The 25660-nt window shown below is 62.4% G+C and carries 33 protein-coding genes, 1 tRNA gene and 2 pseudogenes; 15 read left to right on the top strand and 21 right to left on the bottom strand.

From position 1 onward, the window contains the following. Positions 1-247 precede the first annotated feature (247 nt). The 4 genes and pseudogenes from LB568_RS33860 to LB568_RS24490 all read right to left on the bottom strand — a co-directional run. Positions 248-892: pseudogene (locus LB568_RS33860) on the bottom strand (terminase large subunit domain-containing protein); the annotation flags it as partial. A 279-nt stretch (positions 893-1171) separates the two neighbouring features. Next, a pseudogene (locus LB568_RS24500) lies at positions 1172-1900 on the bottom strand (terminase large subunit domain-containing protein); the annotation flags it as partial. Then, positions 1788-2183 carry a hypothetical protein gene (locus tag LB568_RS24495; protein ID WP_224731481.1) on the bottom strand — a complete coding sequence of 132 codons (396 nt, stop codon included), beginning with the start codon at positions 2181-2183 and terminating at the stop codon, positions 1788-1790. The pseudogene LB568_RS24500 and the gene LB568_RS24495, both read right to left, overlap by 113 nt. Further along, on the bottom strand, positions 2176-2586 hold the full coding sequence (locus LB568_RS24490; protein ID WP_224731480.1) for a hypothetical protein: 411 nt from the start codon (positions 2584-2586) through the stop codon (positions 2176-2178). Before LB568_RS24490 ends, LB568_RS24495 begins: the two co-directional genes overlap by 8 nt. A gap of 538 nt (positions 2587-3124) precedes the next feature. On the opposite strand from LB568_RS24490, the gene LB568_RS24485 reads away from it, so the two are divergent. The 3 genes from LB568_RS24485 (at position 3125) to LB568_RS24475 (ending at position 5011) form a co-directional block, all read left to right on the top strand. Beyond that, entirely contained in the window at positions 3125-3937 is an 813-nt protein-coding gene (locus LB568_RS24485; RefSeq protein WP_224731479.1) for a class I SAM-dependent methyltransferase, read from the top strand. A gap of 430 nt (positions 3938-4367) precedes the next feature. Beyond that, positions 4368-4622 carry a hypothetical protein gene (locus LB568_RS24480; protein WP_013894493.1) on the top strand — a complete coding sequence of 85 codons (255 nt, stop codon included), beginning with the start codon at positions 4368-4370 and terminating at the stop codon, positions 4620-4622. Between the two features lie 83 nt (positions 4623-4705). Next, positions 4706-5011, top strand: coding sequence for a hypothetical protein (locus LB568_RS24475; RefSeq protein ID WP_013894492.1), 306 nt, complete (start codon positions 4706-4708; stop codon positions 5009-5011). Positions 5012-5035: 24 nt separating this feature from the next. Here LB568_RS24475 and LB568_RS24470 read toward each other — a convergent pair whose 3' ends face one another. Further along, positions 5036-5464: a DoxX family protein gene (locus LB568_RS24470; RefSeq protein WP_023779775.1), complete on the bottom strand. Its 429-nt coding sequence runs from the start codon at positions 5462-5464 to the stop codon at positions 5036-5038. 744 nt (positions 5465-6208) lie between these two features. On the opposite strand from LB568_RS24470, the gene LB568_RS24465 reads away from it, so the two are divergent. The 3 genes from LB568_RS24465 to LB568_RS24455 all read left to right on the top strand — a co-directional run bounded on the left by LB568_RS24465 (position 6209) and on the right by LB568_RS24455 (position 7243). Beyond that, positions 6209-6388 carry a DUF3606 domain-containing protein gene (locus LB568_RS24465; RefSeq protein ID WP_013894490.1) on the top strand — a complete coding sequence of 60 codons (180 nt, stop codon included), beginning with the start codon at positions 6209-6211 and terminating at the stop codon, positions 6386-6388. Positions 6389-6470: 82 nt separating this feature from the next. Further along, positions 6471-6914 carry a GFA family protein gene (locus LB568_RS24460; RefSeq protein ID WP_013894489.1) on the top strand — a complete coding sequence of 148 codons (444 nt, stop codon included), beginning with the start codon at positions 6471-6473 and terminating at the stop codon, positions 6912-6914. A 92-nt stretch (positions 6915-7006) separates the two neighbouring features. Beyond that, the gene (locus LB568_RS24455; protein ID WP_013894488.1) at positions 7007-7243 is read left to right on the top strand and encodes a DUF982 domain-containing protein; all 237 of its coding nucleotides are present in this window, start codon (positions 7007-7009) and stop codon (positions 7241-7243) included. 119 nt (positions 7244-7362) lie between these two features. Here the strand turns inward: LB568_RS24455 and LB568_RS33565 are convergent, their stop codons facing one another. Together LB568_RS33565 and LB568_RS24450 are read right to left on the bottom strand one after the other, a co-directional pair. After that, on the bottom strand, positions 7363-7497 hold the full coding sequence (locus LB568_RS33565; protein WP_013894487.1) for a hypothetical protein: 135 nt from the start codon (positions 7495-7497) through the stop codon (positions 7363-7365). Positions 7498-7585: 88 nt separating this feature from the next. Continuing rightward, on the bottom strand, positions 7586-7879 hold the full coding sequence (locus tag LB568_RS24450) for a hypothetical protein (protein ID WP_013894486.1): 294 nt from the start codon (positions 7877-7879) through the stop codon (positions 7586-7588). A gap of 150 nt (positions 7880-8029) precedes the next feature. On the opposite strand from LB568_RS24450, the gene LB568_RS24445 reads away from it, so the two are divergent. From LB568_RS24445 to LB568_RS24425, 5 genes are all read left to right on the top strand, one after another. Continuing rightward, a complete protein-coding gene (locus LB568_RS24445) occupies positions 8030-8917 on the top strand; it encodes an alpha/beta fold hydrolase (RefSeq protein WP_013894485.1) in 888 nt (295 codons plus the stop codon). Between the two features lie 494 nt (positions 8918-9411). Continuing rightward, positions 9412-9702: a hypothetical protein gene (locus tag LB568_RS24440; RefSeq protein WP_140576252.1), complete on the top strand. Its 291-nt coding sequence runs from the start codon at positions 9412-9414 to the stop codon at positions 9700-9702. Positions 9703-9738: 36 nt separating this feature from the next. Continuing rightward, a tRNA-Gln gene (locus LB568_RS24435) sits at positions 9739-9812 on the top strand. A 99-nt stretch (positions 9813-9911) separates the two neighbouring features. Further along, positions 9912-10118 (top strand): hypothetical protein, encoded by a 207-nt coding sequence (locus tag LB568_RS24430; protein WP_224731478.1) that lies wholly within the window; start codon positions 9912-9914, stop codon positions 10116-10118. Positions 10119-10237: 119 nt separating this feature from the next. Next, positions 10238-10483, top strand: a complete 246-nt coding sequence (locus LB568_RS24425) for a DUF982 domain-containing protein (RefSeq protein ID WP_224731477.1) — start codon at positions 10238-10240, stop codon at positions 10481-10483. A gap of 19 nt (positions 10484-10502) precedes the next feature. On the opposite strand, the gene LB568_RS24420 is transcribed toward LB568_RS24425, so the two are convergent. The 5 genes from LB568_RS24420 to LB568_RS24400 form a co-directional block, all read right to left on the bottom strand. Beyond that, positions 10503-11576 (bottom strand): sensor histidine kinase, encoded by a 1074-nt coding sequence (locus LB568_RS24420; RefSeq protein WP_224731476.1) that lies wholly within the window; start codon positions 11574-11576, stop codon positions 10503-10505. A gap of 86 nt (positions 11577-11662) precedes the next feature. Beyond that, positions 11663-11905: a hypothetical protein gene (locus tag LB568_RS24415; protein ID WP_013894480.1), complete on the bottom strand. Its 243-nt coding sequence runs from the start codon at positions 11903-11905 to the stop codon at positions 11663-11665. A gap of 314 nt (positions 11906-12219) precedes the next feature. Then, positions 12220-12456 (bottom strand): hypothetical protein, encoded by a 237-nt coding sequence (locus LB568_RS24410; protein WP_224731475.1) that lies wholly within the window; start codon positions 12454-12456, stop codon positions 12220-12222. A 58-nt stretch (positions 12457-12514) separates the two neighbouring features. Further along, positions 12515-12793 carry a GNAT family N-acetyltransferase gene (locus LB568_RS24405; RefSeq protein ID WP_224731474.1) on the bottom strand — a complete coding sequence of 93 codons (279 nt, stop codon included), beginning with the start codon at positions 12791-12793 and terminating at the stop codon, positions 12515-12517. Continuing rightward, the gene (locus tag LB568_RS24400) at positions 12790-13014 is read right to left on the bottom strand and encodes a hypothetical protein (protein ID WP_224731473.1); all 225 of its coding nucleotides are present in this window, start codon (positions 13012-13014) and stop codon (positions 12790-12792) included. The genes LB568_RS24405 and LB568_RS24400 overlap by 4 nt, the downstream gene beginning before the upstream one ends. A 263-nt stretch (positions 13015-13277) precedes the next feature. On the opposite strand from LB568_RS24400, the gene LB568_RS24395 reads away from it, so the two are divergent. Then, complete coding sequence (locus LB568_RS24395) at positions 13278-15377, top strand: hypothetical protein (RefSeq protein WP_224731472.1); 2100 nt, start codon at positions 13278-13280, stop codon at positions 15375-15377. A 262-nt stretch (positions 15378-15639) separates the two neighbouring features. On the opposite strand, the gene LB568_RS24390 is transcribed toward LB568_RS24395, so the two are convergent. The 6 genes from LB568_RS24390 to LB568_RS24365 all read right to left on the bottom strand — a co-directional run bounded on the left by LB568_RS24390 (position 15640) and on the right by LB568_RS24365 (position 20540). After that, a complete protein-coding gene (locus LB568_RS24390) occupies positions 15640-16746 on the bottom strand; it encodes a D-alanine--D-alanine ligase family protein (protein ID WP_224731471.1) in 1107 nt (368 codons plus the stop codon). A 17-nt stretch (positions 16747-16763) separates the two neighbouring features. Beyond that, positions 16764-17384 (bottom strand): C39 family peptidase, encoded by a 621-nt coding sequence (locus LB568_RS24385; RefSeq protein ID WP_224731470.1) that lies wholly within the window; start codon positions 17382-17384, stop codon positions 16764-16766. Between the two features lie 101 nt (positions 17385-17485). Then, a complete protein-coding gene (locus tag LB568_RS24380) occupies positions 17486-18001 on the bottom strand; it encodes a hypothetical protein (RefSeq protein WP_224731519.1) in 516 nt (171 codons plus the stop codon). 213 nt (positions 18002-18214) lie between these two features. Further along, positions 18215-18643, bottom strand: a complete 429-nt coding sequence (locus tag LB568_RS24375; protein ID WP_224731469.1) for a VOC family protein — start codon at positions 18641-18643, stop codon at positions 18215-18217. Positions 18644-18714: 71 nt separating this feature from the next. Beyond that, positions 18715-19914, bottom strand: a complete 1200-nt coding sequence (locus LB568_RS24370) for a PLP-dependent aminotransferase family protein (RefSeq protein WP_224731518.1) — start codon at positions 19912-19914, stop codon at positions 18715-18717. Between the two features lie 131 nt (positions 19915-20045). Continuing rightward, positions 20046-20540 carry a hypothetical protein gene (locus LB568_RS24365; protein ID WP_224731468.1) on the bottom strand — a complete coding sequence of 165 codons (495 nt, stop codon included), beginning with the start codon at positions 20538-20540 and terminating at the stop codon, positions 20046-20048. A 146-nt stretch (positions 20541-20686) separates the two neighbouring features. On the opposite strand from LB568_RS24365, the gene LB568_RS24360 reads away from it, so the two are divergent. Then, positions 20687-21253, top strand: coding sequence for a DUF922 domain-containing Zn-dependent protease (locus tag LB568_RS24360; RefSeq protein ID WP_224731467.1), 567 nt, complete (start codon positions 20687-20689; stop codon positions 21251-21253). Between the two features lie 12 nt (positions 21254-21265). Here the strand turns inward: LB568_RS24360 and LB568_RS24355 are convergent, their stop codons facing one another. Next, positions 21266-21799, bottom strand: a complete 534-nt coding sequence (locus LB568_RS24355; protein ID WP_224731466.1) for an RBBP9/YdeN family alpha/beta hydrolase — start codon at positions 21797-21799, stop codon at positions 21266-21268. A gap of 108 nt (positions 21800-21907) precedes the next feature. On the opposite strand from LB568_RS24355, the gene LB568_RS24350 reads away from it, so the two are divergent. Beyond that, the gene (locus tag LB568_RS24350; protein WP_224731465.1) at positions 21908-22408 is read left to right on the top strand and encodes an Lrp/AsnC family transcriptional regulator; all 501 of its coding nucleotides are present in this window, start codon (positions 21908-21910) and stop codon (positions 22406-22408) included. A gap of 131 nt (positions 22409-22539) precedes the next feature. Here LB568_RS24350 and LB568_RS24345 read toward each other — a convergent pair whose 3' ends face one another. Then, a complete protein-coding gene (locus tag LB568_RS24345) occupies positions 22540-23598 on the bottom strand; it encodes a Gfo/Idh/MocA family protein (RefSeq protein WP_224731464.1) in 1059 nt (352 codons plus the stop codon). Between the two features lie 150 nt (positions 23599-23748). Then, positions 23749-24366 (bottom strand): helix-turn-helix domain-containing protein, encoded by a 618-nt coding sequence (locus LB568_RS24340; protein ID WP_224731463.1) that lies wholly within the window; start codon positions 24364-24366, stop codon positions 23749-23751. Between the two features lie 136 nt (positions 24367-24502). Between LB568_RS24340 and LB568_RS24335 the strand changes: the two genes are divergently transcribed. Beyond that, entirely contained in the window at positions 24503-25636 is a 1134-nt protein-coding gene (locus LB568_RS24335; protein ID WP_224731462.1) for an NAD(P)/FAD-dependent oxidoreductase, read from the top strand. The last annotated feature ends 24 nt before the right edge of the window (positions 25637-25660 follow it).

Genomic DNA, 25660 nt, shown 5'->3' with positions numbered 1-25660 from the left:
CGGCAACGGCCGACGCAGGCCCGGCGATCAGGTCGCTCGCCTTGATGCCGCTGTCTTTGCCCGCCTTGCCCGATGTGCCGTTGAAGGTGACGATGTTGTCGCTCACCGAGGAAGCCGGCCCTGTGAAATCACCGGCCCCAAGCCCATCCGCCCCCTTGTCCCCTGTCCGGTCGAACATCAGCCAGATGCCGCCTGCCGTTGTCGGCAAGGCGCCGGAGCCGCTGACATAGGCGAGCGTCAGCTTGCGGTAGCGCGTCGCCGCCATCAGATCGTCCTTTAGCTTTACAACTTGGCCGTCTTTTCGGTGGAAAAGCCTGAACTCCTCCCACCATTCTACAAGCGTGGAAAAGACCTTGAAGCGGCCGGACTGCATGCGGTCGAGCATGTCCATCAACCCGGCCTCGACCGAGACCGAACCGTCGGGGAATTGCGCATGGCGCGTCAGCATGTTCAGCCCGTGTGCTGAGTACTGCCGGGCAAGCGCCACGCCCGCCCCTTCCAGCGTCTCGCGGCGGCCGTCGCGCGGCCAGGCAAAGGGCAGCCATTCGCCCCATGGTTTCAGCGTCAGCGTCTGCATCGCCGGCGTCTGCTGCGAGGCGCGGACGGCCTTGCTGACATAGACGACGTCGGCCTCCGTATCCCAGGCGAGCTCGACCGCGGCCGACGGATGGTCCCAGCCGAAATCGAGCGCCCCTAGCCTGGGCCAGTAGCGCGGCAGCCGGAACGGCTCGCAGGCGATCAATTCTTCCGCCACCGGAAAGATGCGGCCCGAGCCCAGCACCGGTATGCCGCGCGCGCGGGCCTCACGCTCATGCGCGGGATACGCGGCAACGATCGCCGCGCGCTCGTCGGGCGAATAATGCCCGGCATCGTCGATGGTCATGAAGGTGACGTGACGGGACATGGGGCGGCCTGAATCAGCTTGGGAGAGATGTCGTATCAGTTTGGGGCGAGATTTTCCGAGCGAGCGCGGCGGCCTTGCCTTCTCTCCTTGCGGGAGAAGGTGGCCGAGCGAAGCTCGGTCGGATGAGGGGTGCTCCAGCTTGGCAATGACGGCGCGGCCAGCACCCCTCAACCGTCTCGGCGCTGCGCGCCGATCCACCTTCCCGCAAGGGGAGAAGGGAAGACAGTGCTCTCACCCCTTCCCCATCTTCTCCACCTGCCCCGCCGACAGGAACAGCAGCACCACATCGCTCATCCCGAGCAGCGGTGTGAAGGTGACGATGGTAATCCCACCCGTCGCATTGGTGCGGGTCAGGCCTTCTGAATAGATGTCTAGCGGCGGTTCCTCGTCGAACCAGACGCCGTGCAGCGTCTCGCCCTGCCATTTCTCGCGGCCCTTCTCGAAGCTCTTGAACGACAGCACGCTCTCGCCGGCCTGCACGTCGCCGCCGCCGCCATGGCGCACCACGACGCTGTCGAGCGCGCCGGGTGCGCCGCGGCCCATTGTGGTCTGCAGAATAGCATCGGCCGGGATCATGCCGGTGCCCCAGGCCGCCTGCTGCTGCGGCGGGCCGATCAGCACGCGCTGCGGATTGTCGCGCGTGCCCTCGCCGGTGACGCCGGCGGCCCACAGCCGCACGGGCGTGTCGAAAACCTTGCCTTGCCACCAATCGGGATAGCGGCCGGTGAGGTGCATCGCCCATTCGGCGCCGCCGGCCCTGGTCTTGCCGAGCTGATTGCCGGCCATGAACAGGCGTTCGCGGTTTATCGCACCCGCGGCATGGAATTCCGCCTGCCTTGGATAAGGCTTGTACGCCGCCAACTGATTGGTGCGGCGCCGGCGGTCAAGCTCCGCCAGCAGCGCCAGATATTCGGTTCTGGCCGAGATCAGCGGGCTCTTCGAGGAACGGTCTGAGGACGGTTTCGAGGGCGCGGATGCGGCTGCGGATTTCCTCATCGCTCAGCCCGTCCAATTGGTTGATGGAGACATCGAAATCCTTGGGCAGCACCGAAAGCACGATCTTCAGATATTGGTCCGGCTTGTCGGCCCGCACCTCGGCAATGACGCCGGCGCCATGGGCCCGGAAATCGGCGCGCACGGCGGCGAGAAAGTCGTCACCCAGCGTCTTCTTCGCCCGCTTCGGTCGGGGCTTTTGGACTATCGCCGGGCTGGCGGCAGGTTTACGCCTTGCCGGCCTCGCCTTGCGCCGCGCCGGCACGGCATCGGCTTGGTCAGCCATCGGCTTGCCCCACGGTGCTGGCGTCGCCGGAGGAAACCGCCGCCTTCGGCAGCGCCGGTCTGGCCCGCCTCGCCGGCTTCTTCGAGCGGGTGATTTTCTTCCTGGCCTTCCTGGCGCGCTTCGGCCTTGCGGCCTCGGCAGGCTTCGCCGACCGGGCCGGTTTTGCAACACCGGCCTGTGCCTTGAGCCTCGCCATGGCGAGCCCGACAGCGCGGCCATCGACGCCAGCTTGCGGCAAACAAAAGCCACCGGCCGCATCCCGCACCATGCCGATCAGCACGCCGGGCGCGACCTGCTCGACCCGGCCCAGGCGCACCTGCGGCGCCGCCCCCTCGAATTCCCCGATGGCGCTGACAACCTCGCGGCCGTCATCGCCGGTGATGATGGTGGCGTAGCGTGGCATGGTTCGTCTCTTGCGGAAGGCGTGTGTGGTTCGAGATGTTTGATGAGAGAACTCGCGTTCCTTCGCACCCCCCTCTGTCCTGCCGGACATCTCCCCCGCAAGGGGGGAGATCGGCCGCAATCAAAGGTTTCGCCAATCTCCAATGTTAGCATCTCGCCAGTTTCTTGGCCGAGATGTTCTCTGGCAACGAAGGAAGAAGAGCGCCGCCAACGAAGCTGCCAATCTCCCTCCTTGCGGGGGAGATGTCCGGTAGGACAGAGGGGGGTGCTGTCCCGCCAACGTTTCAATCTCGAAACAAGGGCTGCTTTCGCTTGACGGAGAGCCAGAATCAAAAACCCGCCTCGCGGCGGGTCGTTGGCGCAAATCAGCACCATGGACAAATATGTAGCATAGCTGCCCTCACCGGTCAACGACTTTCTGGGAAAAAATTCCTATTTCGTTTTTCCCGGCAGCGTTGCCCTCAAGGCCCTCCAGTCGCCCGCACGTTGCCTAATGCATCCATTGATGGGAAGCTGCGCATGAGGATGGAGGACGCGCCGTGAGCAACGTCACCACGCACTACGGCAGCGACGGCATAGTCGAGCGCATATTGGCCGCCATCCCCGATGCCAAAATCGACGCTCTCGATGCCAGGCAACTCTATCCGTTCGACCAGCTTCATGGCCGCGAACTGATAGCCACGAAGGACCATGCCGCCCGCTTGGCGCCTTCATCTTCCGACCACATCCTGGATATCGGCAGCGGCATCGGCGGTCCGGCGCGGTTCCTGGCCTCCACCTATGGCTGCGCCGTCGACGGCGTAGACCTGACACGGGCTTTTGTCGACGCGTCCGCCCAACTGACCAAGCTCAGCGGGTTGAGCGAGAAGGTCCGCTTCCACGAGGCGGACGCGACCAGACTGCCTTTCGCCGACGACAAGTTCGATGCGGCGATCTGTTTTTATGTCGGCATGAACATCGCCGACAAACCCGCGGTCATCGGCCAGGCTTTTCGCGTGCTCAAGCCCGGAGGCAAGTTGATCTGGACCGAAGCGGTGCTTACTGGCGGAGAGCCGTATTATCCCTTGCCCTGGGCGGTCTCACCGGCGACGAGCCACCTCGTAGACCGCAGTGCCCTGAAAACCCTGTTCGTGGACGCTGGATTCCGGATCGACGAAATCATCGACGAAACGGGCGAACACATCGAACTGGCGCTCAAAAGGGCCAATTCCGGCATCTTGCCGTCGCCCGCCCAGCAGGCCAATGAGATCGTGCTCGGCGCCGAATTCGTGCAGCGGCGCAAGAACTACATTCGCAGCCTGAGTGAGGGCAAGCTCGCATCGCTGGCCGTGATCGTCTCGAAGACTGGCTGACCGGAACCGATCCGCCGGGGGCCCAGAAGGTCGTCTCCAGAATCAAAAACCCGCCTCGGCGGCGGGTCGTTGGCGCAAATCAGCACCATGGCCAAATATGTAGCATGGCTGCCCTCACCCGGTCAACGATTTTCTGAGAAAAAATTCCTATTCTGTTTCCCTCGGCGCAGCGCCGAGGAGTGAACGGCATCGCTTGAGGAGGCTGGAAAAACACAAAACCCGCCAAGGCGGCGGGTCTTCGGCGCAAATCAGCACCATGGCCAGATCATAGCATAACTGCCCTCACCCGACAAACAGGCCAAGCGGCCACCGATGCCCGCGTTTGCCAGCCGGCTTTTCATCGGTCCGCACCTGTGGGATCATCAGCTGAAGCTCATGGAATGATTCGCGTCTCGGCCTTTGTGGGAGAGGACGTTTGGACAGGCCAGCCATGGCATCCGTCTTCAGGATGCGGCATGCTCCGGCAACGGTTTCCGGTGTGCGCAGCACCGGCCAGGGCCAGGCCGACCCGGTGATCCGGGTGCACTCGCTTGGCGAAGCGATCCGCTTCGTCGCCCATGCTTTTGCCAACTACGACATCAGCGCCGTCGCCATCACCTGCGGCGATCCCTCGATCCCGCGCCTCGGCAGCCTGGAGGTCAAGGCGCTGTGGCGCGAATATGGCGAGCGCCTGACGCAGGAATAGCCCCTACCCGGCGCCGACCTGCGCTTCGGATCGGAAATGCCGCTGGTGCGTTTCAACTGCGGTCAATGGAGGGAAAAAGCACCATGAACGTCGCCAATTTGCAACTCGAGGGCCTGCTGATGGCCGTCGCATCGATCAACCACGTGCTGGTTCGAAAGGGCGTGCTGACGTCGGAGGAGATCGACATCGCCTTGCGCAAGGCCGAGGCCGGCGAGACCGGTGAGGAACGGTCCGGCGGCATGTCGGCGTCGAGCCGCGACGCCGTCAACTTTCCGATCCGGCTGCTGGAACTCGCCAATCAATGCCAGCCGGAGGCGGATATGCCGTCCTTTTCGAAACTGGCCCGCATGGTCGGCCAGATGAAGGAGCCCTACAACGACCAGATGTGAGGCCACGACCGAAGCCGGGCTGGCTCACGCCCTGCCCGGCCATCCCAGGTTCAGTGCCAGCGCCGTTCCCGGTCCATGCACCGCGGCGAACAGCAGCCCGGCCACGAAGGAAAAATGGTCGACGAAGAAACCGAACTCGGCCTGGTTGCCGGCCCAGTGGCTCGGCCCGTGGAAGGCGAAGGCCAGGAACAGCACATAGGCGGCGGCGACAAGGGCCGCCTGCGTGAAGAAGGCGCCGCTCAGGAAACACAGCACCAGCGCGACCTCCAGTATCGCCGCGCACCAGGCGAGGAAGAGCGGGAACGGAAAGCCGGCGGCGGCGATGTAGCCGGCCGTGGCCTCCATGCCCATGAATTTGAAGGTCACCGCCATCAGGAAGACGGCGGCGAAGATCAGGCGGGCGACGAGAAGGGCCGCTGTCTGCCAGGACGATTGGGTGATTTGCGAGGGCATGGGTTTGTCTCCAGTTTCATTCGCCCCAAAGGACGTGCCGCCTGGCGCCGATCCGACATATCGGGTGAAGTTTTTTCCAAAGCCTGCCATCGGATGTTGCAAACCCGCATAAACCGATTTCGGTCCATCGCTGCCAACACGCTCGCTCCAGCCGCTGAAACTGGCCTTGAGCAGCTCGCCCAGGGCCTCCTCCTGATATTCCACAAGTGCTTAATTTAATTAATAAATTTTGCGACGCCTCGCAGCGGAATCGTGAAACTTGTTCGTAACCATGATCGTGCTAATATTAAGCTGGGGCTAATGCACTGGTGTCCAGTGCAGCGATTTCGGGTGGGTTCAAAGTGGGCGTGGGTATCAAGTTAGGGGCAAAATCTTATCTGGTCCGGTCACCGGTTCTGGAGTGTATTGGCTGCGGCGGCACCGGGCAGGTTTTCCAATGTCCGCGCTGGACGAGTTCAAACGGCCTTTGCTGCCCGGCCGGCACGCACCAGCGCGGCTGTCCTGGCGCCAGCACCCGTTGCGCCGAATGTGGCGACGCCGGCAGCCACGACGCCGGACCGGTCCATCCCTCGGCCTGAACCGGCGGCCTGCGCTCCGCGCCGGGCGGGCCTTGTGCACGCGTCCGTCGCATGTCATGGAACCAGCAGCGCCGATCGCTGTTATGTCTGACCGCGGCATCGCTTGCCGAACCACGGTGGTTCGATGTCCGCGCGACCATGCGGCTGACAGAAAGTGAGGCCCGGCATGCCCGACGATAAATCCAAGACCAAGCAGGACCGCAAGCTGGTTTCCAGCGAAGACACCTATGAGGTTGCCGCCTTCGCGCGCAAATACGGGATCCCGCAGAGCGAGGCCCAGACCATCATCAAACGCTATGGCCCATCGAGGAAGAAGCTCGACAACCACATGGCCGCGCGCGGATAGGCCTCGGCGGTACGGTGAACTGCCAAACTGACGAGGCCAGGCAGGCCGCGAAGCCGGACTGGCGAGAACGGAGGCTGCAACCATGTCCCACACCATACGCAGGACCGGCAGCTGCCTGTGCGGCGGCGTGCATTTCGTCGTCAGCGGCCAGCCGTCACGGATTGGCCTTTGCCACTGCAAGGATTGCCGCAAGGCGGGCGGCTCGGTCTATTCGGCCTTTGCCATCTGGCCGCGCGACGCCTTCGAGACATCGGGCGTCGTCGCCACTTACGGCACCCGCAGTTTCTGCCCGACCTGTGGCAGCCGGGTCGCGTGGGTCAACGACGACGAGGCCGAGGTGATGCTCGGCAGCCTGGATGTCGCGCCGACCGACCTCGCGCCCGAATATGAATTGTGGATCGGCCGGCGCGAAACCTGGCTGCATGCTTTGCCCGGCACCGAGCAGTTCGACCATGACAGGCCGCAGGCGCAGGACGCCGATCTGCCGCCGCCGAGGCCTCTGTCGGACGCCGTCGCGCGCGATTGAAAATTAATCTATCGGGCTTGGAACCCTCCCTTGTCGGCGACGTTATCCGGCGCCCCTTTCGTGGCGGCATGCACCAGTCACGGAGACGACCGTTGAACGACAAGATCTTTCCCCGACCCGTCCACCTCAAATTTGCCCCCGAGCGGGTGCGCGTGGTGCGCAGCGCCTGGGAGGGCCTCGAATGCCTCGGCGACTGGCCGTTCGGCCACGGCCGGCGATACCGGGCGGCATTGCGCAGCTGTCGAGATGCCCTGGATGGCTGGGCGCCGCCGGCAAAGGCAATGCGGGCGATGATCGACGCGGCACGCGAAGCGCATATCCTCCAATAGCCCCAACATCGCGAACCGATGCAGGTGCGCGCCTTAGATCTTTTGTTTTATGCGTTCTATCAAAGCCAAAGCCACTTCTGGGCGACATGTATCGCACTGTTTGTGCGGCAAAGTCGTGATTACCGGGCCTGCGGATCGCCATTCACAATCGGGTGGGAAGCCTCGAACCCAAAGCTCTTCGGCGCCATCAGCATCAGGGCGATGACAATGGCGATCGAGGCAATAATCATGGCAGTGCTGGCGACATCTTTCACGAGCATCTCCTAAGATTAGAAGTTGCGAAAGAAACGTTTCGCCAACAGTCGAGTTCCGCCGCGCACCAGAATACCGGCTTTCGCCGCATCATTTTGCCGGTGGCTGGGCCGGCACCTCGCCCGGCTTGATCACCGGGGTCTTGCCCTCGTCCGGAGCCGGTGCGGCCATTCCTTGGTCGCCGGTGGCCGGTGGCTTCAGCACCCCGCCGCAGTCGTCGAGCTTCTCCGTCAAATTGCCGTTGCCGGCCTGCTTCTTGGCGCCCGGATCCGTCTGGGCCCGACATTTGTCTGTCTGCTGGGCCGGGTCCTGCTGCTGATTTGTCTGTGCTGCCGCCGGCACGGCCAGCATCAGGGCGCATGATGCGATGACGAGAGATTTCATCTCGGTCTCCTTCTCTTACGGGCCGCGTTGCCGCGGCCTTCCCTTCGCAGGGACAACGCCTTTCAGCGAAAAAGGTTGGCAGCCAAAAGAGCTGGCATGGCCCCGCAACCAAATCAGGCTTCCGCCGTTGCGCGTGGCGGAGGCACCGCCATGTTCGATGATTTTCAAAGCACCAAGGTCGAGGTCGGCGAAGCCAGCCTGTTTGTCCGGCATGCCGGCAGTGGCGCGGCGGTTTTGCTCCTGCACGGCTTTCCGCAAACACAATTGATGTGGCGCGACGTGGCGCCAGGGCTGACCGACCGCTTCACCGTCGTCTGCGCTGATCTGCGTGGCTACGGCGCCAGTTCCTGCCCCGTCTCGGACGCGGACCACGCCCCCTATGCCAAGCGCGCCATGGCCGCCGACATGGTGGCAATGATGGGGAAGCTCGGATTTGCCAGCTTCATGGTCGCCGGCCATGATCGCGGCGGGCGCGTCGCCTACCGCATGGCGCTCGATCATCCCGACAGCGTCGACAAGCTGACCGTGCTTGACATCGTCCCCACGGCCGACGCCTGGGACCGGGCCGACGCCCGGCTGGCGCTCGGCTATTGGCCCTGGTCCCTGCTGGCGCAGCCCGAGCCTTTGCCGGAAAAGATCCTCGCGGCAGCCGCCGAAGCGATCGTCGACAACGCACTGGGCGGCTGGGGCTCCTCGCCTGCGGTATTTCCGGCCGATGTTCGCCAGGCCTATGTCGATGCCTTGCGCGACCCCGCCCACCTCCACGCGATCTGCGAGGAATACCGGGCAGCAGCCACGCTCGACCGCAAGCACGATCACGCCGACAAGGCTGCGGGCCGAACGATCCGTTGTCCTGTGCTGGCGTTGTGGAGCGAACAAGGGGCACTCGCCGAGTGGTATTCCGATGAGGGCGGCCCGCTGGCCCTTTGGCGGGGCTGGGCCGATGACGTGCGTGGCCAGGCAATGCCCGGCGGCCACTTCTTTCCCGAAGAGGCACCGGCGCAAACCGCGCAGGCATTGGCAGCCTTCTTCGGCTGATGGGATCCTTCCTAGCATCCGCACCGCCTGGCGGGGGCGCTGTCCGTCCGAGTCGCCTGCTTGCCCGCCTTGTCATGCTTGCCCCCCCTTGTCATGCTTGCCCCCTTGTCTTGCTTGAAAGCATGTTTGACCCTCAGCGGGGTTTTCCCTCATCGTCGGTGGGCCGCTCGGCAGCCTGATCGGTCCTTTGCGGGCAATCGTCATAGCGGTGGTCTCGGCCGCCGCAGAAGGAACAGCACATGGCTTCGCGGCGCTCGTTTCCGGGCCACCATTGCGGCGTCTCGTAAGGCTTCCTGTTTTGCATTCCCAGCAATGCGCGACGCATCATTTGGTTGCGCAAGCCTGCGCCCCGCCTCAAAGAAGAAACTGTCGCGGAACCGCCGGACAGGATAGTGGTTTTGTGGGAACATGCATGCCTGCCGGATGAACTCCAGCGGGGAGTCGTTTTCTACCCGTCGGACTCCGCAAATCGCGTCAAACAAAGAGAAGCCCTCATGTCTATTCGTATCGTGTTGATGGCTGTGGCGACGCTGCTCGCGACGACCGCTCTCGCCGATGCCCGCCCCGACAGCCGCCGCCTGAACTGCGACGAGATCCGCGCCATGATCCAGAGCCATCGCGCCGTGGTTCTGACCACCGGCCCGAACACCTATGACCGCTATGTCAGGCAGTTCGGCAACGAGTGCGACTGGCCGGAAGTGCCGATGTCGGCCTATATCCCGTCCCGCGACGGTCACTGCCCGGTCTATCGCTGCGAAGATCCGCCAGACGATATCCCGAATTGACGGCCCACCGTACCGGCGTCATAACGGTCCGACTTCTCCCGCTTCGTCTAATGGTAGGACAGCGCCCTTTGAAGGCGTGAATCGTGGTTCGAGCCCATGAGCGGGAACCAGCCCTTCAGCCAGGCAGCGTCATGTTTTCAAACCGTCCCTCCTGAAACCATTCGATCGACCCTGCGTTGACGCCATGGCCAGACACGAGGAGACATCTCATGACCGTCAACTGCCGCATATCCATCGACAACCGGCCGGAGGCCACGGACGTCGTTTTCCAAGCCGTGCCGCGGATCGGGGAGAGCGTTTCCCTGTCGGTTGACGGAAGCGCACAGGATCTGCGGGTCTCGCGCGTCGTGCATGTCCCGGATGGCACGTTGGAAGGCGCCGCGATCATCGTCGAGGTGACGACCAATATCCTCTAGCCCAACATGATCGGCTCACTGGCGATGGCGCCCCGCGGCCTCACGCGACAGTGATCGGCCGCGATGAAACCTCACGCCGCCGCCGGGCGTTTAGGGGCTGGAGAATTGTCGAGGTTTCAATGCAGACTGCGTGGTTTTCCAAGCCCGTGCTGGTTTCGGTCGGCGTCACAGGCGCCACCCGCAACCTGTCCAACACCCAGCAGGCCATCGAATTGCTGACGACACATTGGCGCGACGCCGGCAGCCTGAAACATCAGTCGGCGCTGCGCGCCTGTCGCCGGGCGGCCAGCGGCGACATGTCTTCCGATGTCGCCAGGGAGGCGTTTGTCGAGGCCGCGCGCGAGGCGCACATCCTGGTCGAATAAGCAGGCTGGCAAGCAGTGCCTAAGTTCCGAAGCCCGTATCGTTGTTGGCCTCGGTACCGGCCTGCGGCACGATGATCGATGCCAGCGGCGCGGACAACTTCCAGCTGAGATGCCCGGGCGACCGCTCCAGGGTAGCGGAACCGCCCAGCGACTGCGGTGCAACGCGCTGCAGGACGACCGTCCCGAACCCCTTGCGCGTCGTCTCCTCGCGCCTGTCGCCGGCATAGGGCGGCGATGTCTCGCTCCAGAGCAGCTGGAATTCTCGCTCGCCCAAGGCATCGCGGCCTGACGCGCCGGAATCTATCGTCCAGGTGATCTCGATCCGCCCGGCCTCGCTGGCCAGGGCGCCATATTTGGACGAGTTCGTGCCAAGCTCGTGGAACGCCATGCCGAGATTCTGCACCGCGTTCGACTGCAGCGTCAGAACCGGTCCGGAGAGCAGGATCTGCTCCTCGCGGCCGAAGGGCTTGAGATGCTCCTGGATCAGGTCGAACAGGCTCGCTCCCGCCCATTCCGAGATGACGAGCAGATCGTGCGAACGTGACAGCGCCATGATGCGGGCGCGGATCATCTCTTCGAACTCGTGCGGATCGCTCGAGCGCTTGCTGGTCTCCCGGACCATCGACAGGATGACCGCGAACTGGTTCTTGACGCGATGGTTGACCTCCCGCATCAGCAGCCTGATCCGACGCTCGCTCTCCTTGGCGGCGGAAATGTCGCGGGCGATCTTCGAGGCGCCGATGATCTCGCCATGGCTGTTCTTGATCGGCGACACGGTCAGCGACACGGCAATCAGCGTGCCGTCCTTGCGCCTTCGCGTCGTCTCGTAGCTTGCCACCCGCTCGCCGCTGCGCACCTTGGCGATGATCTCGGTCTCCTCGCTCTTGAGGTGATCGGGAATGAGCATGAGGATGGATTGGCCGATAGCCTCCTCGGCGCTGTAACCGAACATGCGTTCCGCCGCCTGGTTCCAGCTTTGGATGACGCTGCTCAGATCCTTGCTGATAATGGCGTCGAATGAGGAATCGACGATTGCCGCGAGGCGCGCATCGGCGGTTGCCCCATGTTTATCACCGCCTAGGACGTCGATCATCACCGCTCGCAATGCAGTTTCCCCCCATCAGATAAGGCGCAAGCGGACCAAGGCAATCGCCGGTGCGAGGATTACGGCACCGACTTTCACTCGGCTTGTTCAGGTGATTCCTTGGCGTCTCCGTTGGGTTTGATCACCCCGAACTCCTGCGATTTGGCCCCAAGTTCCGCCGTCAGGAAGCCGTCCGAGGCAAGACCGCGGCGCAACAGTTCCCGCACCGCGGCCGAGCGGCTGGGCATGCGCTTGTCGAAACGCCAGTTTTCCAGCGCCGCGAGTTCATCATGGGTGAGCATGATCTGCAGTCGTTCCGGACGTTCCAGTTCAGCCATGTCCGCCTCCTTGCGCAGGACCAAAATGCGCTGAGTTAGCATCTACCTCATTTGTCTCATAGTTAGGATTGCTCTTATAATGCGTCAAGATCCGCCAAGGCATGGACATCGCATCATGCATATGATGAGGAACAACCGCCGGCAGCGCATTTGTGTAACTATTCTAACTTGCTGATTTTATTTGATTATTTTTGAATTTTTACTTGCCATGGCGCGCCATCGGGCGCATGCTCCGGCGTGAACGGACAACAGATCCTCTTCGGGAGGTTTCGATGCGGTATGACTTTTCGGCGCGCCTGCGCGATGACGTGAATTCAGCAGTCCGTACGACCTTCAGGCAGGCAGGCATCGTCAATGTCCCAGCGGTGGCGGAGCGGGTCAGGGTTCGGAATCTGGCCGAGAACGTCGCACTCGAAGACATTGAACCGCTGGTCCTGCGGGCGGCTCAGATGCTTGGTGCGGCAATTGAATTCGACACCTTTGCCAATGGGCTGGCTTGGCCTGGATTTGGCCTTGTCGAGGACGGTGGCGCCGCGCTCGATCTTCATCATTCGGCCTCGCTGCAGTAACAGGGCTGAGCGCGCTTGGTAACGCCTCGGTTCGGTCCAGCTATCGAAAGCCGAGATGCTTTTGGTAGGCGTGGGTTTCCACGGTAAATCCGCCATTGACATTTTCCGGGACATTTTCCGGCGGCCACCGTGCATCTTGGAACGTGCGGCCCAGGCGCCACCCTTCGCGGGCATAGAATTTCTGCGCACGCAGATTTCCCGCCGTGCGGAAAAGCTCCGCCTTGGCCACGCCGTCTTCAAACAAAAGCCGCTCCGCATGTGCCAGCAGATCGTGGGCAATTCCGCGACCCCGTGCTTGCCGGCTTGCATAGAGCTTCACAGTTCCGCCCCGTTTATGGAAACGAAGCCGAGCGGTTCATCATCTGCCGCCACATGAAATGCGTCGCTGGACTGCTTCAGCCACAACGAAAAATGTGCGGGCGTCCGGTATGCCAGGATTTCGGTTGGAACCAGATGGGCATGGGCATCGTGCCAGCCTTCATGCCAGAGGCGCACGATAGCCGGCTGATCGGCCTCTCGCACCGGGCGAATTTCGAGCATTCTTCATCTCCTGCAAAGTCAGGAAGCGCAAGCCTAGTCGGAATGTTTGCCTGGTCGGAATGTTTGGCCACGCAGGCGCGTCCATTCAGCTTAAGCGCTCTGCTGTCATCATCTGAGCATTACGGGTCTACGAGAAGACGGAAAAAGATATTCAAGAGAGCTTCTCGGAATATCCGGCCGACTAGAGTTTTCTCCCTTGGTAATTCCAGCTTGTTGAAGGCGCATTTTGGATTATACTGGGAGCCCCTGCGAGGGCGGTTAAAATGAGGGAAATAATAGATATAATTTATATAAGGATAAGGCAATTTTTTGCATTTATCGGCTTTGCAGTCGTAATACTTATAGCCGTATTCTTATTGAAGTTGGACTATTTTGGGAGGGCAGTCGCGGATCGCCTGTTGGCCAATGCAGCCATTCCGACACGAGGAGAGATGCCGGTAACCAGTGGGCAAGTACCCTTTTCATCCGCGGATATTCAAATAGTCGGTGGTCGAGGCGAAGGTTTGAGCTGCAGCTTGCCACCCGACATTTCGAAACTCGCATTTCCAATCGCAGCTGGCCGTTCTGAAATCGGGCTTGAGATGCGCCAGGCGTGTGCGATGCATGATTTCTGTTACCGGCATGGCGCCGCGACATATGGATATACTCAAGCCGACTGTGACTTCACTCTGCAAGAGCAAGCCTTTCAACTGTGCTACTTCATTGAGCGAGCCAGAGACGAGGGAAGGATAAACGACAATAGGAGTAAATGCATACGCGATGCACGTCTCGTAACGCTGGGTGTTCGCATCGGCGGAAGCGACTCCTTCAGGTCAGTGAGCCAGAATGTCGAGGCCCTATCGGCGGGATTGGACGATGAAATCGGAGTAGACGGCCGGGCATCAACCTACTTTGAATATGATCCTTACCCTATTCGATCTCAGTCCTATACCGCCTACAGAATCGCCGACGCTCCCAATTCCGATGGAAAACTCGGGCAACGGAAGAGGGTCTACGAATTCTCAGTGCGCCCCTCGGGTGTGTTTGTCTCGGTGGCCCCGAACTCTGCCCAGCTATGGCAAAAGTCCATACTTCCAGGCAACCCGGCATACATCGTTGGCGCGCCCATTGTGGCTGAGGCGAGGCATAATGGGCAGACAGAAGATTGGTTCGTCTGGTGGCAGCGACGAAGCCTCGGCGAAACCGGCGGCCGCCTAATCGGCATTGCACCCGGACGCGCCACGACAGTCGATTGGAGGTGCCTGTATTTTTCCGGGATGTCCGGAAGCATGCGAGATGCGAGCACCTCCTGCCGATCCGCGGATATGGCTTTTTTTGCCGCGGAACTGGGCAATGGACGCAACTCCGGTGACGCCTACTTTTCTGAAATACTACCTTCGCATCTAGGTAGAATAACAGATGATATATTGTGGTTATCCGCACTTCAGACACACAATTGCAGAAGAGACGGATCAAACGGATTATGCTTCCTTGATATGGCTGTTAGCATTACAAGCGGCGAATCCATGCAACCGCAATGGCCGATACGTGTATTTGATGAAATTTCACCGATATATCTGGGCAAGCCGCAGTACGAAGACACACCATATCGCAACTTTGTCAGTCATCCACAAATCCTGAACCCTTCGTCGAAGAATGATCCTACCCTTGTCTGGTCGCGCAGGGACGAGCGCTTCGAGTCGATCTCTCTGGTTCGACGACTGGGCATTCGTCGCCACAAGGACAGGCCTGAATACAGTGCAGCCGTCCCGCGAGGATCTATGGTGCTTGATGACGATTATGAGACGGACGACCCAAGTTTCGTTATCGGCCGCAACAGCAAAAGCCCCCTTATGGTAGGCTTCCAACGCGTTGGTGGCTCCGAGAATCCAGATCAACTCCGCTTGGCCGAGTGGCATGTGCCCGTGATGGAGAATAAAGCCGAACGGTCACGCCTTGCCGAAATTCCCGTCGATTTTTCGAAATGCTCGGTCCATCTCGATAAGACTTGGTTGGCAAGACCACCGATCGTCTCTTCGATTTCTGAAGAAAACTCCGCTGTCATCCTGTCACGGGCAAATAGCATTCGGAAAGGAGATGCACCGCGCACCCTTGAAATAGGTCTTTTGATCATAGCAACCGACGGCTCTTGCTCTGACTTCAAGAGTCTAGCCGGCATTCCTTTGGATCACTTTATCCTGGCCGGCAGTCCCGAAAACCAAAACGAACAGCGTGTTGAAATTTTACGCAAGACGCCAATTCTTGCTGGGGATTTAGATGGTGATGGTCAGATTGAAATTTTATTTCCGGCAGTTGGCGGGAGCAACAATACTATTGATCTGGCCAGAATCAGTCATGACTTTCGCCTCCTGTCGCTGCTATGATTTCTTGGCGAGCGTTAGATCAGTCTAGAGCAATTCCAGGAAAAATGTGACACGGTTTTTCCGGGAAAAACGCGTAGCGTTTTCCCTTGGGAATTGCGTAAAAACAAAGAGATAGAGCAGTTCGCTGTTTCCGTGAAACGGTGAACTGCTCTAGTCGGAAGGCGTTGAAATGGCCTCCTGGCTGAGGGAGAAGATAGGTGGCACCGCTACTCACTTTGCGACATGGCTGTGGGCGAACGTTCTCCCCATGCGATACCGATGACTATGAAACCCGCCTGTCTGCAAAGCAGGAACCCCCGCCATGCCTGGCCAGCGCGTGCTCGATCAGCACGTCGATGACCTGACTATAGCCTATACCAATCGCGGCGAGCGCCTTGGCGTACATCGAGATGTTGGTGAAGCCGGGCAGCGTGTTGACCTCGTTGACCAGCAGCGAACCGTCGGCGCGCAGGAAGAAATCGACGCGCGCCATCGCCTCGCAGCCGAGCGCACGGAAAGCCTGAGCTGCCATCTCCTTCGCCTTGCCGGCGACACCTGCCGGGACATCGGCCGGTACTTTCACCACCGCGCCGTCGGCATCGAAATATTTGGCCTCATAGGTGTAGAAGCCATGCTTGCCGGCCGGGATGATTTCGCCGGGCAGCGACACCGTCAGCGAGCCGTCGGCCCGCTGCAGCACCGAGCACTCGATCTCGCGGCCTTCGACGAACTCCTCGATCAGCACCTTGTTGTCATAGCGCAAAGCCGTCTCGACGGCCTGCTCGAAGCCATCCCTGTCCTTCACCTTGCTCACCCCGAAGGACGAGCCCTGGCGCGCCGGCTTGGCGAAGAAAGGCAGCCCGAGCGCCCCGGCGATCTCCTGGAAGGAACCGACATCGCCTCCAAGCACGGTCACGGAACGGGCAACGGCAAGCCCGGCCTCGCGCAATAGCCGCTTGGCGACATCCTTGTCCATGGCAGCCGCCGAGGCGAGGATGCCGCAGCCGACATAGGCGACATCGGCGACTTCCGCATAGCCCTGCACCGAGCCGTCCTCGCCGAACGGCCCATGCAGCACGGGAAAGACGACATCGACTGGCGGCAAGTCAGGCTGCATGCCAGCTTGGGGTACGGCCACCAGCCGGCCCTTGCCGCCGGGCAGCAAGGCAACCTCCAGGCCGTCCCCGGACACCGGAGCCCCTGCCCCGTCGACGCCGGCTTCGGACGATGGCTGCAGCAGCCATCTGCCATCCCTGGAAATGGCGATCGGGACCACCTCGTAGCGCGCCCGGTCGATCGCCTTCAGCACATTGGCGGCCGACAGCCGCGACACGTCATGTTCGGCCGAGCGCCCGCCATAGAGGATGGCAACCCTGATCTTGTCCTTCATTGAAAATCCCCTGGAAATCAAAAGCTGACGGCAATGCCGCGATTGGCAAAGAAGCGGTCGAAATCGGACGGCGCCAACACTGCGTTTGACTGTGTGGCGCTGGTATGGCCGGAAGGATTGTGGAAGCGGAAAAGCTGATCCGACGCGGACGTGACCAGCACAAGATGCCCGCCCTTCGACGGCGGCTCGCGCTCGGGCCAGCGGATGGCACTGCTGACCGAAGCGATGAAGAAGCTCGACCGCGCCAGGATCGCCGGAACATCCACCGTCGCGACATTGGTCATCACCTGCGCCTCCAGGCCGAAAGCCTCCTTCACGAAGGTGACGAAGCGCGCGTAGATCAGTCCCTTGATCGATCCTTCGTTGACGACATAGCCGCCATATCCGGTGCAGCGTCTTGCCAGCTCGATCGTCGGCACGATCCGGCCGCGGGTCGCCAGGATCATCTTGAGACATGCCATGCCGCAGATGTTGGCGGCCCAGACCGCGTATTCGTCGAGTGTTGCCGCGCCCGAGCCCTGCCACAGCGGATCGCGCCTGAGCGCTGCCTCGGCGCCATCGGCGAGCACGGCCAGCGTCATGTCGGGCGTTTCCCATTGGCTGAAAAACGGCACGGTTTCAGGCAGCAGCGGACTCATGCGGACCCCTCGGGCAGCTGACCTATCTCGTATACGAGGATACGATATGGGTGAAAAGCTGCTTGGAGCCCGTCTCGAAAATCCAGCAGGTCCGGCGCCGCCTATTCAACCTTCGTCCAGCCGAAAACCAGCCAGGCGTATTTCGATTTTTCGTCGGGCTCGGCAGTGTAGGTCATCTGTATGTCGCCGTCCTTGGCGTAGATATCGAGCCTGGGCGCCGTGTCGAGCTTGAGCCACAGCGAACTCTTGCTGAAGGACCAGGTTCCGCACCAGACGCAAGGCCCCGATGTCGGGTCGCCGGGCTGATGAAAATTGTAGCGGCCGTCCGCCATGATCTCCAGATAGTCGAACGCGGTGTAAAAATTGGTCACCGTCTGCTGGAACTCATTGGCCGCCGCCTCCTGCTCCGGCGTGGGCGCATCCGTCATGTCGCGCGGCGGCCGGGTGGTTGCGCCGCTGAGTTTCCATTTGCCGACAAAGTCCTTCTGGGTCGGAAGATATTCCTCCTGGGCTTGCGCCGACGAAATATGAGCAACGAATAATGTACCGGCCAGACCCATGGTCGCGACTGCAAGTAGAAGTGCTGCGGAACAGATGAACTTGGTCGCGTTTTGCATAAAATTATTCCTCGATGGCGGGGTAAGGGATATCAGTTTGGGCGTTTTATTGAAAAATCCGCAGCGGGCGTTGCATCGATGCTGATTCCCGCCCCCCATCGGCACGGTTAGCATCGAGGCTGGCAATCTGGCAACGCGGGGGATGCCGTCAATGTGCACGACCTCGGGTCAGGGCACGGAAAACGCCGCCGGAGTAGGATCTCCCTGGATCTTCTAGAAGGTGATCCTCACCGAGGCCGCGCTACGCGTATGCGGTCCGTGATGTACGGCCTCGATGTTGTTGCCGTCCGGATCGAGCAGGAAGGCGGCGTAATAGCCGGGATGATAGGTCCGCTCGCCCGGCGCGCCATTGTCCTTGCCGCCCGCCGCCAGCCCGGCCTTGTAGAAGGCATCGACCATGGCGTGATCCCTGGCCTGGAAGGCCAGATGATGACGGCCGGTGAGCTTTCCCAGTGCCGCGCGGCTGTCGGCACTCGAGACGAACAGTTCATCGGCCCAGAAATAATCCTCGGCACTGCCGCCGATCGGCACGCCGAGCACGCCGAAGAGCGCCTCGTAGAAGCGCCGGCTGGCTGGGAGATCCCTGACCACCAGCTGGATATGGTCGATGAGCCGGCCGCGATGCAGTTCCTGGGTCTCCATGCAAAACTCCTCCTCGCAAGACCTCGAATTTAGGCCCGGCGGGAGCGCCGTCAATGCGCGCAGACCAGGCCTTACCCCTTGAGCAGGGCCGCCAGCCGGGGAATGCCTTCGCTCACCGCACGGCGGTCGGCCAGCGTGAAGGATAGCCGCAGCGTGTTGCGCCCGGTGCCGTCGGCATGGAACGCGTTGCCGGGCACGAAGGCGACGCGCGCCTCCTTCACCGACCGCGCTAACAATTCGGTGGCGTCGGAGCCTTCCGGCAGCGTCGCCCAGACGAACATGCCGCCTTCCGGGCGGCTCCAGGTCACGCCCTTTGGCATGTTGGCCTCGAGTGCCGCGAGCAAGCCGTCGCGGCGCTCGCGATAGGCGCCGATCAGCTTTTCCACCTGGGCGTCGAAGACGGCTTCGGCGACGCGGTGCATGACGAGCTGGTTGATCGACGGGCTGTGCAGGTCGGAAGCCTGCTTCATCAGCACCAGTTTCTCCACCACGTGGCGCGGCGCGCACACCCAACCGACGCGCATGCCCGGCGACAGGATTTTCGAGAACGAGCCGCAATAGAGCGTGCGAGCCTTGTCGATGCCGCCGGAGCGCGCGCAGTCCAAAGCCAGGATCGGCGGCACGCCCTCGCCGTCATAGCGCAGCGCCCGGTAGGCGGCGTCCTCGATGACGGCGATGTCGAGCTCGCCGGCAAGATCGAGCACCGCTTCGCGCTGCTTTTGGTCCAGCGTGTTGCCGGTCGGGTTGGCGAAGTCCGGCACCAGATAGGCGAATTTCACCCGGCCGCCATTCGCTGCGGCGGCGGTGTGATAGGCCGCCGGCGTCATGTTGCCGCCTTCCGGCCGCAGCCGGTCGTAGCGCGGCTCGTACGCGTTGAAGGCCTGCAGCGCGCCGAGATAGGTCGGCCATGTCACCAGCGCGGTATCGCCGGGCGACAGGAACAGCTTGCCCAGGTAATCCAGCGCCTGCTGCGAGCCGGAGGTGATGAAGACGTTGCCCTCGTCGCAGGCGATGCCGAGCTTGCCCATCTGGCCGGCGATCCAGCGCCGCAGCGGCAGGTAGCCTTCCGAGACCTGGTACTGTAGTGCTGCCCCCGCCTCCGCACCGCCGAGCACGTCGGCATAGGCGTCGCGGATCGCCTCGGCCGGGAACAGCGACGGATCGGGAATGCCGCCGGCGAACGAGATGATGTCCGGCTGGTCGAGCAGCTTCAATAGCTCGCGGATTTCGGAGGCCTTCATGCGCGACGAGCGCGAAGCCAAGAGGTTCATAAGGGTCAAGTCACGCCTCCCCGGACGTTTCGAATATAGGTCAACTTGACTGACCTATATCCGCTTTGTCAGGCAATTTGAATAGTGCCTGAACGCCTTCCGCTATACGCCAGGGAGCGAAGTGATGCGGTTCAATCCCCGTCCGCGGGCTTGGCCTTGCCGCATTGCGCCAGCACTTTGCCGATGGCTCCGCTGGAGCCCTTCAGCGGAAAACTAGTCGCGCCATATCTGGTTGAACCGACCGATACCTCGCCCTTGGAGCGCAGCAGGTCCAGCAGCGGATCGGCCTTGGTCAGGTCGACCACGAAATAATTGTACATCTCCTCCAGTTGCAGCGTCTTGGTCACTGTCTTGCCGTCGGCCTTGAAATCGAACGAGCCGCTGATGCCCGGTTCAAGCTGCTGGCCGGAGGCGCCGAGGTCCAAGCTCAGCACCGGCTTTTCAAAACAGGTCAGCATCAGCTGCGCGTCGCCCTTCGGCCCGCCGCAGACCGAGGCGGTCAGCACGCTGCCGCCCTCGTCTTCCTCCATCTTCGCACTCCAGTTCCCGCACGACGCGGCAAAAGCCGGCTGCGCGGCCTGCAGCGCGGCCAAGGCACCAGCGACGACGAGATATCCAGCTCTCATGACTTTCCCCCAATTGGCTCCTCTGGAGCATTTGCAGCACCCGCCGGCAGCATATAGGAAAAGCCATCCGGTGGCATTGGCTGTTCAGCGCCGGCCTGGTTTTGCGGAGAGCGGTGTTGAGAGCCTGTGTTCGTCTGTGCCTTTTCATGGCCGCCCCGGTGGCCATGCCGCTCACCGCCCATGCGCAGTGGAAGCCGGTCGAGAAGGTCGAGACCTATGCCATCTCGGGCCAGTCCGGACCGGAACTCTATCGCTCGATCGGCGAGAACGGGCCGAATGTCGGCGTTGCCCGGGCCATCGCCCACACCAATTTCAAGCTGACCTGGACCCGGGACTATCAGGCGCGGGCCGGTGCCTGCGTGCTGGCCTCGGCCAAGCCGAAGCTCATCATCACCTACACCTTGCCCAGCCCCTCCTCGCCGCTGCCGTCAGCCGTCCAGAAGAACTGGGAGGTTTTCCTCGCCGGCGTCAGCGCCCACGAAAAGGTCCATGGCGCGACCATCGTTGACATGGTGCGCAAGATCGAGACGGCGACCGTTGGCCTGATGGTCGCCGATGATCCCAAATGCAGCAAGATCCGAACCGAGATGACCAAGCGCCTGTCGGCACTCTCGCTGGCGCAGCGCCAGGCTAGCCGCGATTTCGACCGCATCGAACTCGGCCAGGGCGGCAATCTGCAGAAGCTGATCCTCGCCCTGGTCACTGGCGGCTGAGCGCTCTCACCTTCAAGCCTCGGACATGAGGCTGTCGAGCAGTTCGAGGCCCTCGGGCCAGTCGCCCAGGCCGCTGTCGGCATTGATGTGGCCGAACGGCCCGATGACGGTGATGCGGCTGCCCCATTGCTTCGCCCGCGCCTGGGCATATTCCTGCGAGCCATAGGAATCGTTGGTGCTGGCCACCACCAGCGAGGGGAAACGCAGCCGGCCCTCGGGAATTTTGGCGAAAGCCATGCCATATTCGGGAAAGACCGCCGACGCCGGGTCGGGAACGCCGACCAGCAACGCCGCCTCGACCGGCCTTAGCGAAATTTTCTGCCAATGCGCGACCAGCAGGCAGGATAGGCTGTGCGCGACCAGGACCGGCGGCCCGGGCGCCGCGACCACCGCAGCCTCCAGCGCCGCCAGCCAGTCGGTGAAATCAGGCAGGTCCCAGCTTGACGGCTGGAAGCGCTGCATCGCGTGATTGGCGCTTTCCCAGCGCGATTGCCAGTGCTCCGGGCCGGAACCGCCACTTCCCGGCAGGATGATGAAATACGTCATGTCGCCTTGCTCCAATCGATCACTGGGGCATGATGGCGTCTTGCGGTGGCGTCGGGAATGGGAAACCATCGGGCAAACCGTTCTCTCGCCGATGGATTCAAGGTGACCATGAAGATCAGTGATGAGCGCGCACCGCTCGACCCGACCGACATCGCCATTGTCGAGGCCATGCAGGAGAACGGCCGCATCGGCATATCGGAGCTCGGCCGCCGGGTCGGCCTGTCGCAGCCGGCCACCTCCGAGCGGGTCAAGCGGCTAGAAGAGCGCGGCGTCATCGCCGGCTACACCGCTGTGATAAATCCGGCCGCCCTCGGTCTCGGCATGATGGCGATCATCCGCGTGCGCACCACGCATGAGCACATCCGGCCCTGCCTGAAGCAGTTCGCCGAAATGCCCGAGATCACCGAGGTGCACCGGCTGACCGGCGAGGATTGCTTCATCCTGAAAGTGATCGTGCCCTCGCCCGCCCACCTTGAAACCATCGTCGACGCCGTGGCGCGCCACGGTGCGGTCACCACGGCATTGGTGCTGCGCAGCGAGACGCCGAAGCCGATCGGCCGCGAGCTGATCCGGAGGTCGGCGGATAAAGCAATTCCAGGAAAAATGTGAGCGGTTTTCCGTATGGAATTGCTTCGATCTGTCGGGCCAGCCCTATCGGCTGAGATCAAGCGCGGCGCTCAAATCTCCATCGGCGGCTGATCGTTGTTGCCCCACAGAAGGGAAGACCTTGCCAACCACTCTCACCGCGTGTCCGCGTGTGCCGTCAACTCTGCCCGCCTCTCGTCCGACACCACCGCCAGATCCAGCACCTTCTGCAATTCGGCGGCGTGGCTGAACGATGGTTCGCTCTGCACGCCGCTTTGCACCGCATCGGCGAAACGCTGGTAGTTGGTTGGTACGGTGCCGGCGTCGAGCTCTTCCCATTTGCCATCGTCGACATTGTCGCCGACGCAGGCCCTCAGCACCGAGCCGTCGAGATTGTGCACCACCTCGATGCCGCCTCTGTCGCCATAGATGCGCAGCCGAAGCTCGTTGAGATGGCCGGTCGCCCAGCGGCTGGCATGCACCACGCCGAAGGCGCCGTTGGAAAAATCCAGCGTCATGGCGAAGCTGTCATTGGCGTCGAGCCCATAGTCGCCGATGCGGTTGCCGGGCGCCCTGTCGAAGGTGCGCAGCCGGCAGAACACATGGTCGATGTCGAGCGCAGCACCATAGCTGGCGAAATCGAGGATGTGGATGCCGACATCGCCGAGCACGCCGTTCGAGCCGTGGCCGCGCGACAGGCGCCACAGCCATTTCGGATCGGTGCGCCAGTCGCCCCAGAATTTCGATACCAGCCAGCTTTGCAGATAGGACGCCTCGACATGCCGGACGGTGCCGATCTCGCCTGCCTGCACCATCTGGCGCGCCTTCTGGAGTGCCGCGACATTGCGGTAGGTGAGGTTCACCATATTGATGATGCCGGCGGCTTCCGCGGCGTCGGCCATCTCGGTCGCCTTGCCGAAATTTTCGGCCAGCGGCTTCTCGCACAGCACCGGCTTGCCGGCGGCGATCAGCGCCATGGTGGTCGGATGATGGATGCGGTCCGGCGTGACATTGGCGACCGCGTCGAAGGCCCCCCATTGCAGCGCTTCCTCCAGCGAGGTGAAGCGGTTTGGGATATTGAAGCCGTCGGCGAATTCGCCGACGCGCGCCGGATCGACATCGGCGGCGCCGACGATGTCGACACCCTCGACGGCGCTGAAGCGCCTTGCATGTTCCTGCGCCATCCAGCCGGTGCCGAGTATCAAAAGCCGCATTTTTTCTCCCGTCGTCTCAGGGTGCTGCCGGCGACTGTGGAGATACCCCTCTCCTCCCGGCCCTCTCTCGTCCCAGCCAGCGCCTCAGATAGCGCGGAAAATGCCGCCGTCGACACGAATGTTCTGTCCGTAGCCGGCGAGGCGCCGCCCTTACCCCTCCACCGTCTCCAGCACGCTCAGCAGCGTGCCTTCCATGTCGGGCTCCTCGCCGGAGCAGACGCACAGTACCTCGGCGTCGCCCTCGCCCACCGACAAATAGGCGTGACCCATGGTGGAATCGATGTAGACGCTTTCGCCCTCTTTAAGCCGCACCGGCGCGTATTGGTCGGTGTGCAGTTCGATCTCGCCCTTGAGCACGATCAGGAATTCCTCGCCGGCATGTTTCGTCAGCGGGCCGAATTCCTCCGGCGTACGGGCGCGAGCATAGGCATGGATCGGCACCATGCGCTTGCGCACCAGATCGGTGGCGAGATAGCGGTAGTCGTAGTTGCGGGTCAGTTGGCGCAGCGTGTTGGACTGCGAGGTCACCGAGCGGCGGGTACGCGCCGAAGGCTGCTTGTGGTCGCCGCTGAGCAGCTCCGTCACATGGATGCCGAGCCCCTCGCAGATCTGCAAGAGCTTGTCGTAGCTCAGCGACATCTGGTCGTTCTCGACCTTGGACAGCGTCGACACCGCGACGCCGGTAAGCGTGCTGACCTCCTGCAGGGTCCAGCCATGCGTTTTTCTCAGGGCGCGAAGACAGTCACCGAGGTTCGGTTGCTCCGACATTGTCAGCTCCGTTGCGCGGCCATCGAGCCACTTCCCTACCCTAGGTAGTCGAACTCCCCGTCATCATCAACAACATCAACAATTTTCTTATACGCTAAATATTGACTGGATACGAAATTATTTTTACGAATGGCGGATGCAGTCGAACTCCTCCCAGAAAATCGTTGTCATCGGTGGTGGCATTGCCGGCCTGTCACTGGCCGCCGCCGTGCGGGATTGGGCCGAGGTCACTGTCATCGAGCGCGAGCCGCATCTCGGCTACCATGCCAGCGGCCGCTCCGCCGCTTTGTTCACCGAGACCTATGGCAACCGGCTAGTGCGAGCGCTGACGCTGGCGAGCCGCCAGGCCATCGTCGAGGGCGGCTACGTCGCGCATCGGCGCGGCGCGCTGCATGTCGGCTGGAAAGGCGACGACGCGGCGATCGACAGGCTGGCCGGTGAATTGCAGGCGCTGGTGCCCAGCGTGCGCCGCCTGTCGGCCGCCGAACTCCACGCGCTGGTTCCGGTCATTGCCGTTGGCGCCACCTGCGGCGGCGTCTATGAGCCGGACGCGGTGGATGTCGACACCGGCAAGATGCTGGCAGCCTGCGCCTCGGCGCTGAAGGCCAGTGGCGGCACCATCCGCACCGGCGAGGAGGTTCGCGCCATCTCGGCCCTCGGCGACGGCCTGCGGGTGGAAACCAGCGCCGGCGCCTATACGGCCGACATCGTCGTCAACGCCGCCGGCGCCTGGGCCGATGTTGTCGCCGGCATGGCGGGGCTCCCCGGCCTCGGCTTCCAGCCGAAACGGCGCACTGCCTTCCTGTTCGATCCGCCCGCCGGCGCCGATATTGCCGGCTGGCCCCTGGTCGTCGACCTGCACGAACAATTCTACTTCAAGCCCGATGCCGGCAGGCTGATCGGCTCGCTCGCCGACGAAACCGATTCCGAGCCGTGCGACGCGTATCCGGAAGACATCGACGTCGCCATCGCCGTCGACCGCATCGAGCAGGCGACGTCGATGCGCATCGGCCGTCCGTCGACGCCGTGGGCGGGCCTGCGCACCTTCGCGCCGGACCGCACGCCGGTCGCCGGCTTAGATCCGCGCCTGCCCGGCTTCTTCTGGCTCGGCGGCCAGGGCGGTTACGGCTTCCAGGTGTCGCTGACTTTGGCCAGGCTGAGCTCGGCGCTGATGCGCGGCCAGCCCGTGCCCGAAGATGTCGCCGCACTCGGCGTCACCGCTGCGGCGCTGGCGCCAGATCGTTTCCTCACCCAGGCGGCGACGCCATGAGTTTCATACCCACCCCGTAAAGTG

The sequence above is a fragment of the Mesorhizobium sp. B263B2A genome (assembly GCF_020165775.1).
GTDB lineage: Bacteria > Pseudomonadota > Alphaproteobacteria > Rhizobiales > Rhizobiaceae > Mesorhizobium > Mesorhizobium opportunistum.
This window is presented reverse-complemented; position numbering and strand designations above follow the sequence as displayed.

Excerpts from the sequence above, each read along its gene's own strand:
- LB568_RS24495 (WP_224731481.1), bottom strand. The coding sequence starts at position 2,183 with ATGGCTGACCAAGCCGATGCCGTGCCGGCGCGGCGCAAGGCGAGGCCG.
- LB568_RS24490 (WP_224731480.1), bottom strand. The coding sequence starts at position 2,586 with ATGCCACGCTACGCCACCATCATCACCGGCGATGACGGCCGCGAGGTT.
- LB568_RS24480 (WP_013894493.1), top strand. The coding sequence starts at position 4,368 with ATGGCATCCGTCTTCAGGATGCGGCATGCTCCGGCAACGGTTTCCGGT.
- LB568_RS24475 (WP_013894492.1), top strand. The coding sequence starts at position 4,706 with ATGAACGTCGCCAATTTGCAACTCGAGGGCCTGCTGATGGCCGTCGCA.
- LB568_RS24470 (WP_023779775.1), bottom strand. The coding sequence starts at position 5,464 with ATGCCCTCGCAAATCACCCAATCGTCCTGGCAGACAGCGGCCCTTCTC.
- LB568_RS24465 (WP_013894490.1), top strand. The coding sequence starts at position 6,209 with ATGCCCGACGATAAATCCAAGACCAAGCAGGACCGCAAGCTGGTTTCC.
- LB568_RS24460 (WP_013894489.1), top strand. The coding sequence starts at position 6,471 with ATGTCCCACACCATACGCAGGACCGGCAGCTGCCTGTGCGGCGGCGTG.
- LB568_RS24450 (WP_013894486.1), bottom strand. The coding sequence starts at position 7,879 with ATGAAATCTCTCGTCATCGCATCATGCGCCCTGATGCTGGCCGTGCCG.
- LB568_RS24445 (WP_013894485.1), top strand. The coding sequence starts at position 8,030 with ATGTTCGATGATTTTCAAAGCACCAAGGTCGAGGTCGGCGAAGCCAGC.
- LB568_RS24440 (WP_140576252.1), top strand. The coding sequence starts at position 9,412 with ATGTCTATTCGTATCGTGTTGATGGCTGTGGCGACGCTGCTCGCGACG.
- LB568_RS24430 (WP_224731478.1), top strand. The coding sequence starts at position 9,912 with ATGACCGTCAACTGCCGCATATCCATCGACAACCGGCCGGAGGCCACG.
- LB568_RS24425 (WP_224731477.1), top strand. The coding sequence starts at position 10,238 with ATGCAGACTGCGTGGTTTTCCAAGCCCGTGCTGGTTTCGGTCGGCGTC.
- LB568_RS24420 (WP_224731476.1), bottom strand. The coding sequence starts at position 11,576 with ATGATCGACGTCCTAGGCGGTGATAAACATGGGGCAACCGCCGATGCG.
- LB568_RS24415 (WP_013894480.1), bottom strand. The coding sequence starts at position 11,905 with ATGGCTGAACTGGAACGTCCGGAACGACTGCAGATCATGCTCACCCAT.
- LB568_RS24410 (WP_224731475.1), bottom strand. The coding sequence starts at position 12,456 with ATGATGAAGATCGAGCGCGGCGCCACCGTCCTCGACAAGGCCAAATCC.
- LB568_RS24400 (WP_224731473.1), bottom strand. The coding sequence starts at position 13,014 with ATGCTCGAAATTCGCCCGGTGCGAGAGGCCGATCAGCCGGCTATCGTG.
- LB568_RS24395 (WP_224731472.1), top strand. The coding sequence starts at position 13,278 with ATGAGGGAAATAATAGATATAATTTATATAAGGATAAGGCAATTTTTT.
- LB568_RS24390 (WP_224731471.1), bottom strand. The coding sequence starts at position 16,746 with ATGAAGGACAAGATCAGGGTTGCCATCCTCTATGGCGGGCGCTCGGCC.
- LB568_RS24385 (WP_224731470.1), bottom strand. The coding sequence starts at position 17,384 with ATGAGTCCGCTGCTGCCTGAAACCGTGCCGTTTTTCAGCCAATGGGAA.
- LB568_RS24380 (WP_224731519.1), bottom strand. The coding sequence starts at position 18,001 with ATGCAAAACGCGACCAAGTTCATCTGTTCCGCAGCACTTCTACTTGCA.
- LB568_RS24375 (WP_224731469.1), bottom strand. The coding sequence starts at position 18,643 with ATGGAGACCCAGGAACTGCATCGCGGCCGGCTCATCGACCATATCCAG.
- LB568_RS24370 (WP_224731518.1), bottom strand. The coding sequence starts at position 19,914 with ATGAACCTCTTGGCTTCGCGCTCGTCGCGCATGAAGGCCTCCGAAATC.
- LB568_RS24365 (WP_224731468.1), bottom strand. The coding sequence starts at position 20,540 with ATGAGAGCTGGATATCTCGTCGTCGCTGGTGCCTTGGCCGCGCTGCAG.
- LB568_RS24360 (WP_224731467.1), top strand. The coding sequence starts at position 20,687 with ATGGCCGCCCCGGTGGCCATGCCGCTCACCGCCCATGCGCAGTGGAAG.
- LB568_RS24355 (WP_224731466.1), bottom strand. The coding sequence starts at position 21,799 with ATGACGTATTTCATCATCCTGCCGGGAAGTGGCGGTTCCGGCCCGGAG.
- LB568_RS24350 (WP_224731465.1), top strand. The coding sequence starts at position 21,908 with ATGAAGATCAGTGATGAGCGCGCACCGCTCGACCCGACCGACATCGCC.
- LB568_RS24345 (WP_224731464.1), bottom strand. The coding sequence starts at position 23,598 with ATGCGGCTTTTGATACTCGGCACCGGCTGGATGGCGCAGGAACATGCA.
- LB568_RS24340 (WP_224731463.1), bottom strand. The coding sequence starts at position 24,366 with ATGTCGGAGCAACCGAACCTCGGTGACTGTCTTCGCGCCCTGAGAAAA.
- LB568_RS24335 (WP_224731462.1), top strand. The coding sequence starts at position 24,503 with ATGCAGTCGAACTCCTCCCAGAAAATCGTTGTCATCGGTGGTGGCATT.